Annotated in this window: 17 protein-coding genes; 13 read left to right on the forward strand and 4 right to left on the reverse strand. The window is 73.1% G+C overall.

All coding sequences use genetic code 11. The annotated features are described in order from the left end of the window. Positions 1 to 277: 277 nt before the first annotated feature. Positions 278 to 1,312, reverse strand: a complete 1,035-nt coding sequence (locus ACZ6CV_RS23010) for an SEC-C metal-binding domain-containing protein (protein ID WP_469252598.1) — start codon at positions 1,310 to 1,312, stop codon at positions 278 to 280. Positions 1,313 to 1,643: 331 nt separating this feature from the next. Here ACZ6CV_RS23010 and ACZ6CV_RS23015 point away from each other — a divergent pair, with 331 nt between their 5' ends. From ACZ6CV_RS23015 to ACZ6CV_RS23040, 6 genes are all read left to right on the forward strand, one after another. After that, positions 1,644 to 2,528: a class E sortase gene (locus ACZ6CV_RS23015; RefSeq protein ID WP_469252599.1), complete on the forward strand. Its 885-nt coding sequence runs from the start codon at positions 1,644 to 1,646 to the stop codon at positions 2,526 to 2,528. An 89-nt stretch (positions 2,529 to 2,617) separates the two neighbouring features. Continuing rightward, complete coding sequence (locus ACZ6CV_RS23020) at positions 2,618 to 2,875, forward strand: DUF3311 domain-containing protein (protein WP_469252600.1); 258 nt, start codon at positions 2,618 to 2,620, stop codon at positions 2,873 to 2,875. Further along, complete coding sequence (locus ACZ6CV_RS23025; RefSeq protein ID WP_469252601.1) at positions 2,872 to 4,425, forward strand: sodium:solute symporter family protein; 1,554 nt, start codon at positions 2,872 to 2,874, stop codon at positions 4,423 to 4,425. Before ACZ6CV_RS23020 ends, ACZ6CV_RS23025 begins: the two co-directional genes overlap by 4 nt. 63 nt (positions 4,426 to 4,488) lie before the next feature. Continuing rightward, a complete protein-coding gene (locus tag ACZ6CV_RS23030; RefSeq protein ID WP_469252747.1) occupies positions 4,489 to 4,800 on the forward strand; it encodes a DUF6412 domain-containing protein in 312 nt (103 codons plus the stop codon). Positions 4,801 to 5,022: 222 nt separating this feature from the next. Next, complete coding sequence (locus ACZ6CV_RS23035; RefSeq protein ID WP_362369442.1) at positions 5,023 to 5,790, forward strand: YidC/Oxa1 family membrane protein insertase; 768 nt, start codon at positions 5,023 to 5,025, stop codon at positions 5,788 to 5,790. Between the two features lie 156 nt (positions 5,791 to 5,946). Then, positions 5,947 to 6,804, forward strand: coding sequence for a fumarylacetoacetate hydrolase family protein (locus tag ACZ6CV_RS23040; protein WP_362368698.1), 858 nt, complete (start codon positions 5,947 to 5,949; stop codon positions 6,802 to 6,804). Between the two features lie 198 nt (positions 6,805 to 7,002). Here the strand turns inward: ACZ6CV_RS23040 and ACZ6CV_RS23045 are convergent, their stop codons facing one another. Together ACZ6CV_RS23045 and ACZ6CV_RS23050 are read right to left on the reverse strand one after the other, a co-directional pair. Further along, positions 7,003 to 7,506, reverse strand: a complete 504-nt coding sequence (locus ACZ6CV_RS23045) for a heme-degrading domain-containing protein (protein ID WP_469252602.1) — start codon at positions 7,504 to 7,506, stop codon at positions 7,003 to 7,005. After that, the gene (locus ACZ6CV_RS23050; protein WP_469252603.1) at positions 7,503 to 8,681 is read right to left on the reverse strand and encodes a Gfo/Idh/MocA family protein; all 1,179 of its coding nucleotides are present in this window, start codon (positions 8,679 to 8,681) and stop codon (positions 7,503 to 7,505) included. The genes ACZ6CV_RS23045 and ACZ6CV_RS23050 overlap by 4 nt, the downstream gene beginning before the upstream one ends. A 77-nt stretch (positions 8,682 to 8,758) precedes the next feature. Between ACZ6CV_RS23050 and ACZ6CV_RS23055 the strand changes: the two genes are divergently transcribed. Further along, positions 8,759 to 9,901: an ROK family transcriptional regulator gene (locus ACZ6CV_RS23055; RefSeq protein WP_469252748.1), complete on the forward strand. Its 1,143-nt coding sequence runs from the start codon at positions 8,759 to 8,761 to the stop codon at positions 9,899 to 9,901. A 414-nt stretch (positions 9,902 to 10,315) separates the two neighbouring features. Here the strand turns inward: ACZ6CV_RS23055 and ACZ6CV_RS23060 are convergent, their stop codons facing one another. Continuing rightward, positions 10,316 to 10,915 (reverse strand): TetR/AcrR family transcriptional regulator, encoded by a 600-nt coding sequence (locus tag ACZ6CV_RS23060; protein ID WP_469252604.1) that lies wholly within the window; start codon positions 10,913 to 10,915, stop codon positions 10,316 to 10,318. Between the two features lie 213 nt (positions 10,916 to 11,128). On the opposite strand from ACZ6CV_RS23060, the gene ACZ6CV_RS23065 reads away from it, so the two are divergent. From ACZ6CV_RS23065 to ACZ6CV_RS23090, 6 genes are all read left to right on the forward strand, one after another. Continuing rightward, positions 11,129 to 11,860 (forward strand): SDR family NAD(P)-dependent oxidoreductase, encoded by a 732-nt coding sequence (locus ACZ6CV_RS23065; protein WP_469252749.1) that lies wholly within the window; start codon positions 11,129 to 11,131, stop codon positions 11,858 to 11,860. A gap of 240 nt (positions 11,861 to 12,100) precedes the next feature. Next, complete coding sequence (locus tag ACZ6CV_RS23070) at positions 12,101 to 12,991, forward strand: LPXTG cell wall anchor domain-containing protein (RefSeq protein ID WP_469252605.1); 891 nt, start codon at positions 12,101 to 12,103, stop codon at positions 12,989 to 12,991. Positions 12,992 to 13,283: 292 nt separating this feature from the next. Continuing rightward, the gene (locus tag ACZ6CV_RS23075; RefSeq protein WP_469252606.1) at positions 13,284 to 14,063 is read left to right on the forward strand and encodes an HAD-IIA family hydrolase; all 780 of its coding nucleotides are present in this window, start codon (positions 13,284 to 13,286) and stop codon (positions 14,061 to 14,063) included. Positions 14,064 to 14,191: 128 nt separating this feature from the next. Then, complete coding sequence (locus ACZ6CV_RS23080; RefSeq protein ID WP_469252607.1) at positions 14,192 to 14,746, forward strand: hypothetical protein; 555 nt, start codon at positions 14,192 to 14,194, stop codon at positions 14,744 to 14,746. A gap of 16 nt (positions 14,747 to 14,762) precedes the next feature. Continuing rightward, complete coding sequence (locus ACZ6CV_RS23085) at positions 14,763 to 15,428, forward strand: class F sortase (RefSeq protein ID WP_469252608.1); 666 nt, start codon at positions 14,763 to 14,765, stop codon at positions 15,426 to 15,428. A 398-nt stretch (positions 15,429 to 15,826) separates the two neighbouring features. Next, a complete protein-coding gene (locus ACZ6CV_RS23090; RefSeq protein WP_469252609.1) occupies positions 15,827 to 16,855 on the forward strand; it encodes a glycoside hydrolase family 6 protein in 1,029 nt (342 codons plus the stop codon). The last annotated feature ends 129 nt before the right edge of the window (positions 16,856 to 16,984 follow it).

Genomic DNA, 16,984 nt, shown 5'->3' on the forward strand with positions numbered 1-16,984 from the left:
CGTGGCGCCAGTACCCCCGAGTACTTGCCTGGGTCAACGAAGTTGTTGTGGTGTCGTGCGCATTCTTGCGTGCGAAATGCGCACCGATCGTGCGGGACCGGCCGGTCGGAGCCGACTGTGACGGCATACGACTCGGCGAGAGGTTCCTCGGATCGAGGGCGTGGGGGTGAGCCAGACGATATCGCACACAAGTGCCACTTTTACTTCTTGTGGCGTAAAGAGGTCGGTGACTCAGACCGAAAAGCGAAGGCACATCAGAACCGACGATGCGGCGCCGTCACGACGCGCCGTGGCACTCCCCATACCCCCGCCCCGACCCGCACCAACAACCCCCGTCGCCCTCCGGAGGCCACGGTGTCGCTCGTCCTCGGGCTGCCAGGGTCGTCGCGTACTGGGGGAGGAGGGACGGGTCGTCCGGGGGTGTGGCTTCTGAGGCTGCGAAGGCTTCGTAGGAGGGGACCGTGCCGGTCACGATGCCGAGGTTCGGGGTGCCGGAGGCGGCGAGTTCGCGCAGGGACGCCTCTATCGTCGACAGGTGCTCCTCGGGGGAGGGGTACTCCGAGGTCAGGGCCGGGTACGCCGTCAGGAGTTCCGTCAGTTCCGGCGCCGGCCAGTGCAGGACCGCCACCGGGAAGGGGCGGGACAAGGCCTCGCGGTACGAGCCCAACTCCGCCTGGATACGGGCGATTTCCGCGCGCAGTTCCGCCGGGTTCTCCGAGCCCAGGGACCACACCCGCTTCGGGTCGTGCAGCTCGTCCAGGGAGACCGGTGCCGTCGAGACGTGGTCGGCCAGCGTGTCCCACTCGTCGTGCTCGGCGCCGAGCAGGCGGCGTACGCGGTGGCGGCCGAAGAGGAGCGGGTGCGTCGCGTAGGGGGGTTCCGCCACGGGGGAGGGGATCACGCGCGACACCGCCTCCGTGAACGTCTCGTGCGCCTGCTCCAGCTCGTCGTGCTGCTCCAGCGCCTCCGCCACGATCACCCACGGCGCCGGGTCCCGCGGTGCCGCCGCGCGGACACCGTCGATGATGGCCCGCGCCTCCGCCTCGTGGTCGTACTCCCAGAGGTTCGAGGCCTTCAGCGCGCGGATGAGGAGAGGGGAGCCCGCGGGGTGCGGTGCGTCCGCGGACAGCAGGCGGTCGTAGAGCGTCGTCGCGCGATCGCGCGCGCCGGCCAGTTCGAGGTGGGCCGCGGCCTGGAGGAGGAGCTGTTCGGCGTCCTCCGGGTACAGGCCGGCCGTGCGTTCCAGGCGCGCGGCTTCGGCGATGTGGTCGACGTCGACGTGGTCGGCAGCAGCAGGCTTCTCGGGGCGCATACGGGACACGGTACTGCCGGGATGGGTCCCAGCAGGAGGGTGAGGGTTGGTTCGGGTCTGACGGGGCCGCCGTGCGCCTCGCTGCTCGTGGCGCCATGACCCTCGCTGCCCGTGGCGCCATGACCCTCGCTGCTCGCCGGGCCGTGAGTTGCGCCGCTCGCCGCACCCCCCTGCCGTGAGTTGTGCCGCTCGCCGCACCCCCCTGCCGTGAGTTGTGCCGCTCGCCGCACCCCCCTGCCGTGAGCCTCGTCGCTCGCCGCGCCATGGATTGTTCAGGGCCCAGCGCCTATTCTCCCGGCGGCCGGACCGGCCCCCGGCCCGAGGAGGCCCCGTGCGCGAGCCAGTTCCCGTCGTTCCGGTGGTGGTGCAGCAAGGGCGCCGGCCTCCCCGCCGCCCGCCACGCAGAACCCGCCACACCTCCCGCCGCTCACCCCTTGTACGCACCCTCTGGAGCGCCGCCGAGGTCGCCGTCACCCTCGGCCTCGTCCTCCTCCTGCTCGTCGTCCACCAGCTCTGGTGGACCAACCGGCAGGCCCGCGCCGCCGCCGAGCGGAAGGTCCACGCCCTTGAGGAGGAGTGGGGCAGGGACGGGGGCAGGGGAGGGGGCTCGGGTGTGGGGAGCGGGCCGCTCCCGCCCTCGGGCGGCCCGTCCGGACACGGTCCCCGTACCCGTACGGGATCGGACGGCGGCGAGGCGCCCGGCGGCGGGTCCTCCGCCCGGTCCGGGACCTCCCGTACGGGTCCCCCCACCCCCCGCTGGGACCAGGCCTACGCCATCCTCCGCATCCCCCGCATCGGCATCCGCGTCCCCGTCGCCGAGGGCGTCAGCAAGGCGGCCGTACTCAATCACGGGTACGCCGGGCACTATCCCCGCACCGCCCAGCCCGGCCAGGCCGGGAACTTCGCTCTCGCCGGGCACCGCAACACCCACGGGGAGCCGTTCCGCCACCTCAACCGGCTGCGGCGCGGGGACGAGGTCACCGTCGAGACCGCGCACGCCACCTATACGTACGTCGTCGACAAGACCCTCGCCCAGACCTCCGCCCGCGACGGGGGCGTCCTGCGTACGGTGCCGCGCAGCGACGTCCGCGCGGGGTACGGGTACCGGCAGCCCGGCTACTACCTCACCCTCACCACCTGCACCCCCGAGTACACGTCCAAGTACCGGCTCGTGGTGTGGGGCAAGCTCCGCGCGATGCGGCCGCGCCCCTCGTAACCCCTCCCGGCCCCTCCCTCCCGGCCCTCCCGCGCGGGCGCGGGCGCCCCGGCCGGTCACCGGCCCGCCCCCGGATAAGGTCAGGCCTCGTGATCGCTCGCCGCCGCCCCCACCTCCTCTGGCTGCTGGGCCCCTTCGTGCTGTACCTCGGGGTCCTGCCCTTCGCCAACCGCGTGCGGCCCGTCGTCCTCGGGCTGCCGTTCCTCTTCTTCTGGCTGCTCTGCGCGACTCTCCTCACGCCGGTCTGCGTCTGGCTCACCCACCGGGGCGACCGCAAGCGCGCGGACCGCAGGCGCGGGGAGGACCGTGAACGCGGTGACCGGAACTCGAAGGAGCGCCGCGCATGAGCAACGGAGCCGTCGCCACCGCCGTCTTCGGCGTCTTCATGGTCGCCACCGTCGCCCTCGGTCTCGCCGCCGTCCGCGGACGCGGCCGGCAGGGCGGGATCGCCGAGTGGTCCGTGGGCGGGCGCAGCCTCGGCGGCGTGTTCATCTGGGTGCTGATGGCGGGCGAGGGCTACACCAGCTTCAGCTATCTGGGCGCCGCGGGCTGGGGCTACAACTACGGCGCACCCGTGCTGTACGTCGTCGCCTACATGTCCTGCGGGTACGCCGTCGGTTACGTGGTCGGGCCCATGCTCTGGGCCTACGCCCGGCGCCACGGGCTCGTCAGCATCTCGGACATGGTCGCCCACCGCTTCGGCCGGCCCTGGCTCGGCGCGGGCGTCGCCGTCCTCGCGACCGTCTTCCTGCTGCCGTACATCCAGTTGCAGATCACCGGCATGGGCGTCGTCGTCTCGACGATCTCGTACGGCGCGGTCAGCCTCAACTGGGCCTATTTCATCGGCTTCGCCGTCACCACCGGGTTCGTGGTGGTGAGCGGGCTGCGCGGCAGCGCCTGGGTCTCCGTCCTGAAGGACGTCCTCGTCATCGGGACCCTCGCCTTCCTCGCCGTCTACGTACCCCTGCACTACTTCGACGGATACGGGGACTTCCTCCACCGGATCGTGCGCGAGAAGAGCGACTGGCTGACGCTGCCGGGCAGCGGCGGCAGCGCGTACGGGCAGGCATGGTTCGCCACGACCTCGCTCCTCAACGCGCTGACCGTCGTCATCTTCCCGACCACCGTCGCCGGGTACCTCGGCGCCCGCAGCGCCGACGCCCTGCGCCGCAACGCCATCTGGCTGCCCGCCTACAACGTCCTCCTCTTCGTGCCCATGCTCCTCGGCATGGCCGCGCTCTTCGTCGTGCCGGGGCTCGTCGGCGCCGAGTCCAATCTCGCCCTCTTCAAGCTGGTGGTGGACTCGCTGCCCGCGTGGGCCGTCGGCGTCATCGGGGTCGCGGCCGCGCTCTCCTCCATCGTGCCGATGGCCGTGTTCATGCTGGTCATCGGGACCATGTGGGGCAGCAGCGTGCTCTCGCTGCTGCCCCGCTGGCGCACCCCGCAGCGGCAGAAGCTCGCCTCGCAGGGCGTGGTCGTCGTCGCGGGCGGCCTCGCGCTCGCCCTCACGTACGGGGCGCCCAACACCCTCGTACGCCTCTCCCTCATCTCGTACGAGGGGATGGCGCAGCTCGTACCGATGCTGCTGCTGGGGCTCGTGTGGCGGAAGCTGACCCTCGCCGGGGCGCTGAGCGGGCTGGTCGTGGGCGTCGGGGTCGTGTGCGCTCTCGTCTTCAGCGATCACGATCCCGTCCTCGGGGTCAACGCGGGGATCCTCGCGCTCGCGCTCAACCTCGCCGTCGCGCTCGCCGTGACGTACGCGGGGCCCGCCGACCGCGCGGACGGGCGGCCGGACGCCGAGGTCCTCGCGAGCGATCCCCTCGACGAGGAGGACGAGGAGGACGGGGAGGGCCGGGGGGACGGCCGCAAGGTCGGCTCCGCGGCCGATCCTGTATAACGGCAGGTACGAGTACGGTCGATGAGAGCCGTCGGACGGGGAGAGGGGGCAGCCGTGCGGGACATGATCCGTGCCGCGAGGGCGGCCGCGCGCCCCACCTTGCTGCTCCTGTTCCTGCTCGTCGAGGTCGTCCTCGTCGACACCGGCAGCCTCACCGCCGCCGTCGCGCTCGCCGCGACCGCCGCGGCGTCCTCCGCGCTCGCCGTCTCCTCCCTGCTCGCCGCGCGCTGCGCGCCCGTCGTGCCCCGTACCCGCGTACGCACCGCCATCCGCGACCGCGAGCGGCGCACCGCCTTCCTGCCGCAACGCGACCCCGACGCCAGGGGCCGCACCCGGCCCCGAGCACCCGGCCGTCCCCTCCTGACGGCCGCGTAGGGACACGGGCGCGATGCCCGCACCCTGCTGATCCTGCTGGGTGATCCCTGCCGATCGATCCCTGCTGATCCCTGCCGATCAGTCCGGATCACCCCGGATCACCCCGGATCGCCCGGATCATCCCAGATCCCTTCGCGCGCCCCGTCACGCCGACGCGACCTCACCCGTCGCTCCCGTCCCGGCAACGACGAGACCCTCGGAGGGCTCTCCATGTCCGATCTCCTGTCCGCTTTCATGTCCGTGTTCGCCGGCCTGGTCGAGCACCTCGCCGACCTGCTCGACCCGCTCTTCCACGCCTCGGCGACCGCCGCCGCGATCGTGCTGTTCACCGCCTGCGTACGGCTCCTCGTCCACCCCCTCTCGCGGGCCTCGGCCCGGGGCCAGCGGGCCCGCGCCAAGCTCTCGCCGCGGATCGCGGAGTTGCGCAAGAAGCACGCCAAGAACCCGGAGAAGCTGCAGAAGGCCGTCCTGGAGCTGCACCGCGAGGAGCGGGTGTCGCCGCTCTCCGGCTGCCTGCCGAGCCTCTTCCAGCTGCCGGCCTTCTTCCTGCTCTACCACCTGTTCTCCAACTCCAGCATCGGCGGCGAGGCCAACGCGCTGCTCGGGCACACGCTCTTCGCCGCGCCGCTCGGCGGCCGGTGGGCGGACGCGCTCGGCCACGGCGGGGTGTTCGGCGCGCAGGGCCTCGTCTATCTGGCGCTGTTCGCCCTCGTCGCGGTGGTCGCCACCTTCAACTACCGGCGCACCAAGCGGCAGATGGCGGCCAACCCGCTGCCGCAGGCCGGCTCCGGCGACCAGCAGGTGCCCGGGATGGGTGCGATCACGAAGTTCATGCCGCTGATGTCGTTCATGACTCTGTTCACCGTGGCGGTGGTGCCGCTGGCCGCCGCGCTGTACGTGGTGACCAGCACGACGTGGAGCGCGGTCGAGCGCGCCGTCCTGTACCGGGACATGCCGGGCGGTGCTGGGGCTCTGGCCGCCGCCGCGTGAGGGCGGCGGCGGTGGGCCGGTGACGGCGGCTACCGCCCGGTAAGGGTCCAGTACGTGAACGGGGTATTGCGGACCGGACGGGGACCTTGGACGATCGACCAAACCTCCGATGGCCGCAACCCATCGGCCGGGCTACCGAAGGGATGGAGTCTGACCATGAAGCTGCTGCGAGTCGGTACCGCGGGATCGGAGCGCCCCGCGCTCCTCGACGCCGAAGGCACCCTCCGTGACCTGTCGGGCATCGTCGCCGACCTCGACGGCACGGTGCTCGCCGACGCCGCCGCGATGGGCCGGATCAGGGCCGCCGCCGACGCCGGTGACCTGCCCGTTCTCGCGGCCGACGGGCTGCGCGTGGGGCCGCCGCTCGCACGCATCGGCAAGGTCGTCTGCATCGGGCTCAACTACCACGACCACGCCCGTGAGACGGGCGCCGAGCCGCCCGCCGAGCCCGTCGTCTTCTTCAAGGCGGCGGACACGGTGGTCGGCCCCGACGACACCGTGCTGGTGCCGCGCCGCTCGGTGAAGACGGACTGGGAGGTCGAGCTCGCCGTGGTCATCGGACGTACGGCGCGCTACCTGGAGTCCCACGAGGAGGCGCTGGCGCACGTCGCCGGGTACGCGGTGTCCCACGACGTGTCGGAGCGCGAGTTCCAGATAGAGCGGGGCGGCACCTGGGACAAGGGCAAGAACTGCGAGACGTTCAACCCGCTGGGCCCGTGGCTGGTCACCGCCGACGAGGTAGCGGACCCGCAGGCGCTCTCCCTGAAGCTCTGGGTCAACGGCGAGCTGAAGCAGGACGGCACGACCGCCCAGCAGATCTTCCCGGTCGCCGAAGTGGTGCGCTACGTCAGCCAGTTCATGACGCTCTACCCCGGTGACGTGATCAACACGGGGACGCCGGCGGGCGTGGCGATGGGCCAGCCGGAGCCGAAGCCGTATCTGCGGGCGGGCGACGTGGTGGAGCTGGAGGTCGAGGGGCTCGGGCGGCAGCGGCAGGAACTGAAGGACGCGTAGCGCTCTTCGCGCGGGAGGGGCGGGTGGCGCTGCCCGCACGGCAGGGACGCGTGGCGCTCCCCGAGCCCCTGCACGGAAGGGGCGCGGGGCGCCTCCTGCGCGGAAAGGGCGCGTGGCTCCTCCCGTACGGAAGGTCGCGTCGCAACCCTGCCCGCAGGGACCGGAGGCCCATCCGCACCTGTACGGTCACGGCTCTCCTCAGGACGCGATGAACCGCTCCAACGCCGCGACCACCAGCGCGTGATCCTCGATCTGGGGCAGGCCCGACACCACCACCGTGCCGACCACCCCCGCCCCCTCCACCGCGAGCGGGAACGCGCCGCCGTGCGCCGCGTAGACGTCGGGGTCGAGGCGGGAGGAGTCCTCGAAGGTCGTGCCCTTGGCGCGGAAGCGGGTGCCTACCTGGAGGGACGAGCACTGGTAGCGCTCGACGACGCGGCGCTTGCGGTCGATCCAGGCGTCGTTGTCGGGCGTCGAGCCCGGCAGCGCCGCGTGGAAGAGCTGCTGGCCGCCGCGCCGGATGTCGACGGCCACCGGGGCGCCGCGCTCGCGGGCCAGCTCCACCAGGAGCGTGCCGAGCGCCCACGCGTCGTCGTACGTGAAGTGGGGCAGGACCAACCGGTGCTCCTGGTCCCGCAGTTCGTCGAGGGAGGGCGCGTTCGCGGGGGCGGACGGGCGGCCGCCCGCGGCAGGGGTGCTCACAGCGTCACCGCCACACCGTCGCGGGCCGAGCGGCGCGCCGCCTCCAGGACGTCGAGGGCCGCGGCGGCCTGGTGCGCGGTCACGGGGTTCTCGCCGGTGCCGCGCAGCGCGTCGGCCACCGCCGCGTAGTACGCGGGGTAGTCGCCCGGCAGGGTGCGCAGCGGGCGGCCGCCGCCCGTCAGCGGGGACTCGCCGGAGCCGACCCGTCCCCACATCGACTCGGGCTCGACGCCCCACGGCTCCTGCGGCGTCGGCCGCTTGCCGTCGCGCAGCGCCGCCTCCTGCGGGTCGAGGCCGTACTTCACGTAACCCGCCTGCGAACCGAGCACGCGGAAGCGCGGGCCGAGCTGGGCGGTGGTGGCCGATACGTAGAGGTGCGAGCGGACGCCGCTCGCGTGCGTGATCGCGATGAACGTGTCGTCGTCCGCCTCCGCGCCCGGACGCCGTACGTCCGACTCCGCGTACACGCGGGCCGCCGGGCCGAACAGGACCAGGGCCTGGTCGACGACGTGGCTGCCCAGGTCGTACAGGAGGCCGCCGATCTCCTCGGGGTCGCCGGACTCGCGCCAGCCGCCCTTGGGCTGCGGCCGCCACCGTTCGAAGCGGGACTCGAAGCGCCATACGTCGCCGAGCTCGCCGTCGGCCAGGAGCCGGCGCAGCGTGCGGAAGTCGTTGTCCCAGCGGCGGTTCTGGAAGACGGACAGCAGGAGTCCGCGGTCGTCGGCGAGGGCGGCGAGCTCGCGTGCCTCGGCCGCGGTGCCGGCGATCGGCTTGTCCACGACGACGGGCAGGCCCGCCTTGAGGGCGGCGGTGGCGAGCGCGACGTGCGTCTTGTTCGGGGACGCGACGACGATCAGGTCGAGCTCGTCGGCCCGCTCCCACAGCTCGTCGGCGGAGGCCGCGCAGCGCAGGTCGGCACCGAACTCGGCGCGGGCCTGCGCCTGCCGCTCGGGGTTCGACGTGACGACCGTGTCGAGGACGAGGCCCTCGGTGGCGGCGATCAGCGGGGCGTGGAAGACGGAGCCCGCGAGGCCGTATCCGACGAGGCCGACGCGGAGGGGGGAGCGTGGTGCGGAGCCCGTGCCCGTGCCCGTGCCCGTGCCGGTGCCAGTGCCGGTGCCGCTGCCAGTGCCGGTGTGGGGGCCAGTGTCCGTGCCAGTACCTGTGCCAGTCATGCACTCCACTTAAGCAACGGTGTTGCCAAAGTGCAAGCGGGCGGGACAATGGCGGGGTGAAGTCGTACGTGAACAGGATGAACCCCGGAGTGAACCTGACGGCGCTGCGCGGGCACAACGCCGCGCTGGTGCTCGATCTGCTGCGCGCGGCGGGCGAGGCGGGCATCAGCCGGCTTGAGCTCGCCGAGCGCACGGGGCTCACGCCGCAGGCGGTCAGCAAGATCACGGCGAGGCTCCGGGCGGAGGGGTTCGCGGCGGAGGCGGGCCGCCGCGCCTCGACGGGCGGCAAGCCGCGTACGGTGCTGCGGCTCGTGCCCGGCGCGGGGCACGCGGTGGGCCTGCACCTGGACCGCGACGAGCTGACGGCGGTCCTCGTCGACCTCACCGGGGCGGTGGTCGCCGAACGCCGCACCCCGCTGGCGTTCGGCGAGGGCGCGGAGGCGGTGGTGGAGGCGGCCGCGGGGGAGGTGGCGGAGCTGTTGGGTGCGGGGGAGGTCACGGGTGAGGGAGCTGGTGAGGGGGCTGGGCGGAGGGTGTCCGGGTTGGTGTCCGGGGTGGGGGTCGCGCTGCCCGGGCCCCTCGACCATGCCGAGGGGGTGCTGCGCCGGGTCACGGGGTTCCCGGAGTGGGACGGGTTCGCGCTGCGGGACGCGCTCGGGGCGCGGCTCGGGCTGCCGGTCGTCGTGGACAAGGACACGAATGCCGCGGCGCTCGGCCTGGCGCTCGCGGGGGACGCGGACTCCTTCGCGTATCTGCACCTGGGGACCGGACTCGGGGCGGGGCTGGTGCTCGACGGCGCGCTGTATCGCGGTGCGCGTACGGGGGCGGGTGAATTCGGCCACCAGGTACTGCAGTTGGACGGGCCGCGGTGCGAGTGCGGGGACCGGGGGTGCGTGGAGGCGCTCTGCCTGGCGGCGGTCGCGGAGGGCGACGTGGAGGAGGCGGCGCGGGTGCTGGGCACGGCGGCCGGCAACCTGGTCGGCCTCCTCGACGTCGACCGCGTGCTGCTTGGGGGGCGGACGGTTTTCGCGGACGGGGATGTGTTTGTACGGGGGGTTGGGGCGGTTGTGGCGCGGCGAATTCGGCGTGGGGGCGGGGATGGGGGTGCGCGGGTGTCTGTTGGGCTGGCGCCCGGCGGGGAGAGGGGAGTTGCGGAGGGGGCGGCGCAGTTGGTGTTGGCGCCGGTGTTCGGGCGGGCGGATGTGGGGGGTGTTGGGTGAGGGGGTAGGGGGGGTGGGGGTTGCTTGCGCAGTTCCCCGCGCCCCTGGGGTGGCCTTGGGGCGGTCTTGTGGTGCGGGTTGGTGGGGGCTTGTCGCGCAGTTCCCCGCGCCCCTGATGGCTGCGCGTCGGTTCTCGGGTGCGGGTCGTAGGTGGTTGGTTGCGCAGTTCCCCGCGCCCCTGATGTGGCTGAGCGCGTTCGTGTTGTGCGGGTGTGTGGGGGCGGGGGGCAGCTTCCCCGCGTGCGCCGCTCGTGACTCTGAGCCCGCTCTGGTGGACTTACCGGGTGGGGGCCGGGGGTCTTCCCTGGGGGCGCGGGGAACTGCGCGACAAGCCACGGGCGGCCCGCACGATGACACGCGGCCAGGCCCCCCGCAGGGGCACGCGGGGAACTGCGCGAGCCCCCCCCGCCCCCACTAGCGCACCGCGGGCCGAAGCAACCCCTCCACCAGCGCATCCACCAACCCGCGAGGAATCCCCGCACCCGTAAGGGCGCGGTAGACCAACGGCCCCGTCAGCGCGTCGACCGTCGCGTCGGGCGAGAGGCGGGGCGCGATCTCCCCCGCCTCCACCGCCCGCGCAAGCATCTCGCTCTCCCGCGCCCGCCGCGGCCCCAGATAACGCTCGTTGAAGCTCCTGGCCGTCTCCGGCTGATGCTGCGCCTCGGCGACGAGCGCGAGCAGGACCTTGCCGGCCGGATCCCGCGTGAGGAACCGCGCGAACCGGCGCAGGTAAGCGCGGATGCTCTCCGCCGTGGGCCGCTCCGTCGGCATCGGCAGCCGCTTGGCACTGTCCTCGATCAACGTGTCGAGGAGGATCTCCACCTTCGACGGCCACCACCGGTAGATCGTCTGCTTCGCGACGCCTGCACGGCGCGCGATCGCCTCGATGGTCAGGGCGCCGAAGCCGTGCTCGACGAGCAGGTCGTCCGCGGCGTGCAGGACGGCCAGACGCGCGGCCTCGTCGCGCCGGCTGCCGGAGTGCGGCCTGCGGGGGCCGGAGTGCGGGGCGGGCATGCGGACACGATACCCGGCGGGCGGCAACGGACATTGTGTGGACGCGACGTTGCGTCTAGCCTGGACGCCGCGTCCAGGCTAGGCGAGATAAGACAAGGCAAGACAAGGCTCGGTTCGGCCTGCCCGACGCCCTCACCCCAACTCCCGCCCACGCAAGGAGTACCCGTGTCCACCACCCCTGCCCCCTCCACCCCCGCCCCTGCTCCCTCCACCATCACCCCCGTAGCCACCGGCTCGTCCCCGCGGCGGGCCCTCGTCGTCGGGGCCTCCCGGGGATTAGGGCTCGTCCTCGTCGACGAGCTCACCCGGCGCGGCTGGCACGTCGTGGCCACGGCCCGCGAAACCCGCGGCGACCTGCGCGTACTCGCCGACGCCCGGGAGGGGCGGCTCACCCTGGAGACCCTGGAGATGACCAGCGCCGACGAACTCGCCGCGCTGCGCGAGCGACTGGCCGGCACCCGGCTCGACCTGCTCTTCGTCAACGCCGCGATCGACCGGGGCGACCTGCCGATCAGCGAGGTGTCGACGGAGATGTTCACCGAGGTGATGGTCACCAACGCGCTGAGCCCACTGCGCACCCTGGAGGCCCTGCGCGACCTGGTCGTCCCCGGCGGGACCGTCGCGGTCATGTCCTCCGACCAGGGCAGCATCTCCCGTAATACGGAGGGCGGTTACGAGTTGTACAAGGCCAGCAAGGCCGCGCTCAACCAGCTGATGCGCAGTTACGCGACCCGTTACGCCGACGACGGCCTGACCAAGCTGCTCATCGACCCCGGCCACAACCGCACCCGGCTCGGCGGGCCCGGCGCGCCGCTCGACCCGCGCGAGAGTGTGCCGGCCGTCGTCGACGTACTGGAGGCGGAGGGGGAAGCGGGGGCGGACGCGGGTGCGGGCGCGGCCGGTCTGCGGTTCCTGGACCGGCACGGCGAGCCCGTGCCGTGGTAGCGCTCAAACGCGGGGTGACCCAGCGCCCCTCAGCTCCGTCGCGCCCGTACCGCTTCGTCACCTCGCCTCACCTCACCTCCTTGAACCCGCCGACGCGGAATCTCCCCTGATCGGGGGAGCGGGGCGGGCCGAACGGGCCTATCGGGCGGTGGCAGGGGAGCGAGGCGGCGCGTGCGTGGAAGGGTCTTGGAGGTTCCGGCGTTCCGTCGGCGTCCGGCTCAGCAAAGGTTCTGGTCCACCATGCGCTTCCGCAGCTCGTCCGTCCTCGGTGTCGCCGGTGTCGCCGCCGCGGCCGCCGTCCTCGTGCCCGTGGCGGCCGGGGTGTCCGGCGCGGCCGAGGGGGCGGGGGCCGGCGACACAGGGCGAACCCTTCACGGCCCCGCGGCCCCGCGGGAAGCGGACCCCGCCGCCCCGAGGGATCCCGCCGTCCGAGGGGATTCCTCCATCCGCCGCGACTCCACCGTCCGCCGCCGTGACTCCGCCGGCCGGCGCGACGCCGCCCTCCCCGACGCCGCGAACCGGCCCACCTGCTCGGCCGACGACAGCACCGACTTCCCCATCGACACCCGCATCCACCGGGGGCCCGACACGTACCGGCCGGGCGAGGGGTACCGGGACTGGACGATCGACCTCACCAACACCACCGACGAGTCCTGCGGCAACATCCACCCGATCCTCGTCCTCGTCGACCGTACGCGGACGTTGAAGCCGGAGCAGGTGCAGCTGGAGTTCCACGACGGGACGCGCAGGCGGCCCGTGCGCTTCGAGAAGACCGGGCAGGGCGAGAACATCGGCGTCTTCGACGACGGCTTCCCGGGGTTCACGGTCGCGCCGGGCCGGACCGTCGGCGTCAAGGTACGGCTCTCCTTCACCTCCGACACGGAGGCCGACCACGTCGAGGCCACGGCGGCGCTGGTGCAGCGCAGGGAGGACGACGGCGACTGGGTCGGCGAGTCCAACGCGTACGCGTTCGACGTCGAGCCCGAGGGTCCCGCGACCCCGACCGCCGAACAACTCGCGCAGACGGGCCCGGGCACACCGCTCGCCCTGGGCATCGCCGCGGGCGCGGTCCTGCTGGGCGCAGGAGCGATCGTCATGACAACCCGCCGCAAGCGCACGACCCGCGGCTGACCCTTCGGCGCAGCCCTGCCGTCCAGCCTCCCGGCTCCGGGCTCTCCCGGCCCCCCTGGCTCTCCTGGCCGGCCCCCGGCCCCGGATCCACCGGCGCGGCTCCCCCTCCGGGGGAGGGGCGGCTCTACCGACCCGGCCCGCCCGGTACTGGACCGTCGACGGCGTACAGATCACCCCCTCCCGACCCGGGCCGGGCGCGCGGCTTCCTGATTAGGGTGAGGGGCGTCGGCACAGCGCTGTCCCGGCGCCCCTTGGTTACCCCGTATCGACGCAGAACGCAGGAGTGCACCCCATGGCAGAGCGCAAGCCCATCGAATCGTGGCTCACCGACATGGACGGCGTGCTCATCCACGAGGGGGTGCCGATCCCCGGCGCCGACGCCTTCGTCAAGAAGCTCCGCGAGTCCGGCAAGCCCTTCCTCGTCCTCACGAACAACTCCATCTACACCGCGCGCGACCTCCAGGCCCGCCTCGCCCGCATGGGCCTGGACGTGCCCGTGGAGAACATCTGGACCTCCGCGCTCGCCACCGCGAAGTTCCTCGACGACCAGCGCCCCGGCGGCACCGCGTACGTCATCGGCGAGGCCGGCCTCACCACCGCCCTGCACGACATCGGGTACGTCCTCACCGACCACGCCCCGGACTACGTGGTGCTCGGCGAGACCCGCACGTACTCCTTCGAGGCCATGACCAAGGCCGTCCGGCTCATCAACGCCGGCGCCCGCTTCATCTGCACCAACCCCGACGAGACCGGCCCCTCCACCGAGGGCCCGCTGCCCGCCACCGGCGCCGTCGCCGCGCTGATCACCAAGGCGACCGGCAAGACGCCGTACTTCGCCGGCAAGCCCAACCCGCTGATGATGCGGACCGGCCTGAACGCCATCGGGGCGCACTCGGAGACCAGCGCGATGATCGGCGACCGCATGGACACCGACGTCCTGGCCGGCCTGGAGGCCGGGATGGAGACGTTCCTGGTGCTCACCGGGCTCACCACCCGGGCCGACATCGACAAGTACCCCTTCCGCCCGTCCACCGTCGTGAACTCCATCGAGGACCTCGTGGACCGCATCTGACCTGCGGCTGAGCCCTCGGAGCCGCCCCCGGCGGCCGGTTTCGAGATGCGAAGGCGTCCCTCGCGCGTGAACCTCGTATCAGGAGGTTCACGATGCGTATATGTTCCCTTGCTGTCCGTGGGGCCGGGGTGTCCCTCGCTCTGGCGGCCGCCCTGCCCGCCGGTGCGGCCCAGGCCCACGACGACGGCGCCGTACGGGCCACCGTCATACCGTCGAGCAGCGCGCCCGGCGCCACCGTGGAGGTGAGCGTCACCGGCTGTGGCGGTACGACGGGGTCGGCCGGGTCAGGGGCCTTCGAGGGGGACGCCGGGCTCACCGGCCGCGACGGCGGCAGGTACGCGCTGAGCGGCACCGCCACCATCCGGCACGGCGTCTCCGGCACGTACGACGTCACCGTCACCTGCGACGGCCACCCGCACCAGGGCGTCGGTACGGTCCGGGTGACCGGGGGCCACCAGAGCGGGGGACACCAGAGCCACGAGAGCGGCCGCCACCACCCGGAGCCGGTCTCGCCGGTGCGCGCCGGGGGCGGCGGCGCCGCGGAGCGGGTCCACACCGCCACGTCCGCCGAGGCCCAGGAGGCGGGGCCGGGCACCCGGCACGCCGTGATCGGCCTGGTCCTCGCCGGGGTCGCGGCCGTGGCCGTCGCGCTCCGCAGCGTCCGCAAGCGCCGCTCCGAGTGACGGGGCGGGTGCCGAGATGTCCAGCGGTGAACGCACGGTCGGCTCGGGACGGCTGCTGACCGGTGTGGCGTGGGCCGTCCTCCTGGTCGGGGTTTCGCTCTGGGGGAGCGGCATCACCGATCTGCCCGGCGGGCTCTCCGGACCCGCCACCGGCGACGTGGCCGCGGTCGGCCGCCCGCTCGGCGTCGAACTTCCCTCCGCGCACCGGCCGTTGGCGCCCGCGCGCCCGCTGCGCGTCGACGTGCCGTCGCTGAAGGTGCGGGCCCCGGTGTCGGCCCGCGGCCTGGACGCCGAGGGAGCGATCGACCCGCCCCCCTTCTCCGAGGCCGACTCGGTCGGCTGGTACGGCGGCGGCACCCGCCCCGGCGCCCCGGGCGTGGCCCTCGTCGTCGGCCACGTCGACACCGAGACCGAACCCGCCGTCTTCTACGACCTCAGCGCGCTGCGCCCCGGCGAGAAGGTCGAGGTGACCCGCGACGACGGCACGGTCGCGGAGTTCACGGTGGACGACGTCCGGGTCGTCACCCGCGCCCGCTTCGACGCGAAGAAGGCGTACGGGCACCACGAGGCGGGCCGCGCGGAGCTGCGCCTGATCACCTGCGGCGGCACCTTCGACAAGGCTGCCCGCACCTACACGGCGAACGTGATCGTCTCGGCGTACCTCACGGGCGTACGGCAGTGAGCCGCGCGCACGAGTCCGTTCCGGGGCACCCGGTCCGGTCGGCGGCCCGCTCCCCCCGGAGCCGCCGACCGGACCGGTCCTCGACCGCGCGCGCACGGGCTGCGGGAGTAGCCCGGCGTCGGCGCGGGAGGTCCGGGGCCATTCCGGGACACGCGGAATGGCGTCGGCAGGCCGGGGGCTCGGGCCTGCGACCGACTGTAGAACGAACGGGCGCCCCGGCCTAGAGGGCGATCGAGTCACCGCAGGCGCCGCGACGGCCTCCGCGGCACCGGTGACGCGCCCCGCCGGCGCCGCTGTAACAGCTCCCCTACAGGTCCTCGTGCGGCACCGACGGCCCTCGTGGGCAGGGGATACGTATGTCAGGATTGAGATCGGACTGTGCACCCGAGGGGGAGTGGATGTACCGCAAGGACACCGGCCGCGGACAGGGTTTCGCGGCCAGGGGGGTGCGGGCGGGCGCGGCACTCGCCGGGGCGGCGCTGCTGCTGGCCGGCTGTTCCTCCGGTGACGGGGACGACGGCGCGTCGAGCCCTCCGGTGAAGCAACAGCCCAAGGACAAGGACCCGTTCTGGGTCAACCCGGACGGCAAGGCGGCCAAGCAGGCCGCCTCGTACGCCGAGGACGGCAAGAAGGACGAGGCCGACCAGGTCCGGAAGATCGCCGAACAGCCCGTCGCCGAGTGGCTGCTCCCGGAGAACGCCGAGGACCAGGCGCGCGGCTTCACCGAGGCCGCCGAACAGGCCGACCGGGACGCCCTGTTGGTCCTCTACAACATCCCGCACCGCGACTGCGGCCAGTACTCGGGCGGCGGCGCGGCCGACGGCAACGCCTACCGCGCCTTCGTCGACCAGGTGGCCAAGGGCATCGGCGACCGCCACGCCACGGTGATCCTGGAGCCCGACGCGGTGCTCCACATGGTGGACAACTGCACGCCGGGGCAGTTCCACGAGGAGCGGTACGACCTCCTCAACGGCGCGATCGGCAAGCTCAAGTCGCTGAAGAACACCAAGGTGTACCTGGACGCGGGCAACGCGGGCTGGAAGAACCCCGACTCGCTCTGGGAGCCGCTGAAGCGGTCCGGCGTCGAGCAGGCCGACGGCTTCTCGGTGAACGTGTCCAACTTCCAGACCACCGAGGCGAGTACGGAGTTCGGCAGGAAACTCTCCGCGAAGATCGGCGACAAGCCGTTCGTCATCGACACGGGCCGCAACGGCGCGGGGCCGTACGACAAGGGCAAGGACCCCTGGTGCAACCCGCCGGGCCGGGCGCTCGGCGAGACCCCGACGACGAAGACGTCCGACCCGCTGGTGGACGCGTACCTCTGGGTCAAGCGGCCCGGCGAGTCCGACGGGACGTGCCGGGGCGGCCCGAAGGCGGGGGAGTGGTGGCCCGAGTACGCGCTGGGCCTGGCGAAGGCGTCCCGTTAGGGGCGCCCGGAGGGCGCTTCAGGGGCGCGGGGAACTGCGCGCTCAGCACACGAAAAGCCGCAGACGCATCTGCCGGGACCCGGCAAACGCGTCTGCGGCTTTCTGGTTGGTTGCTCGCGCAGTTCCCCG

It is taken from the genome of Streptomyces sp. NPDC041713 (genome assembly GCF_055591085.1).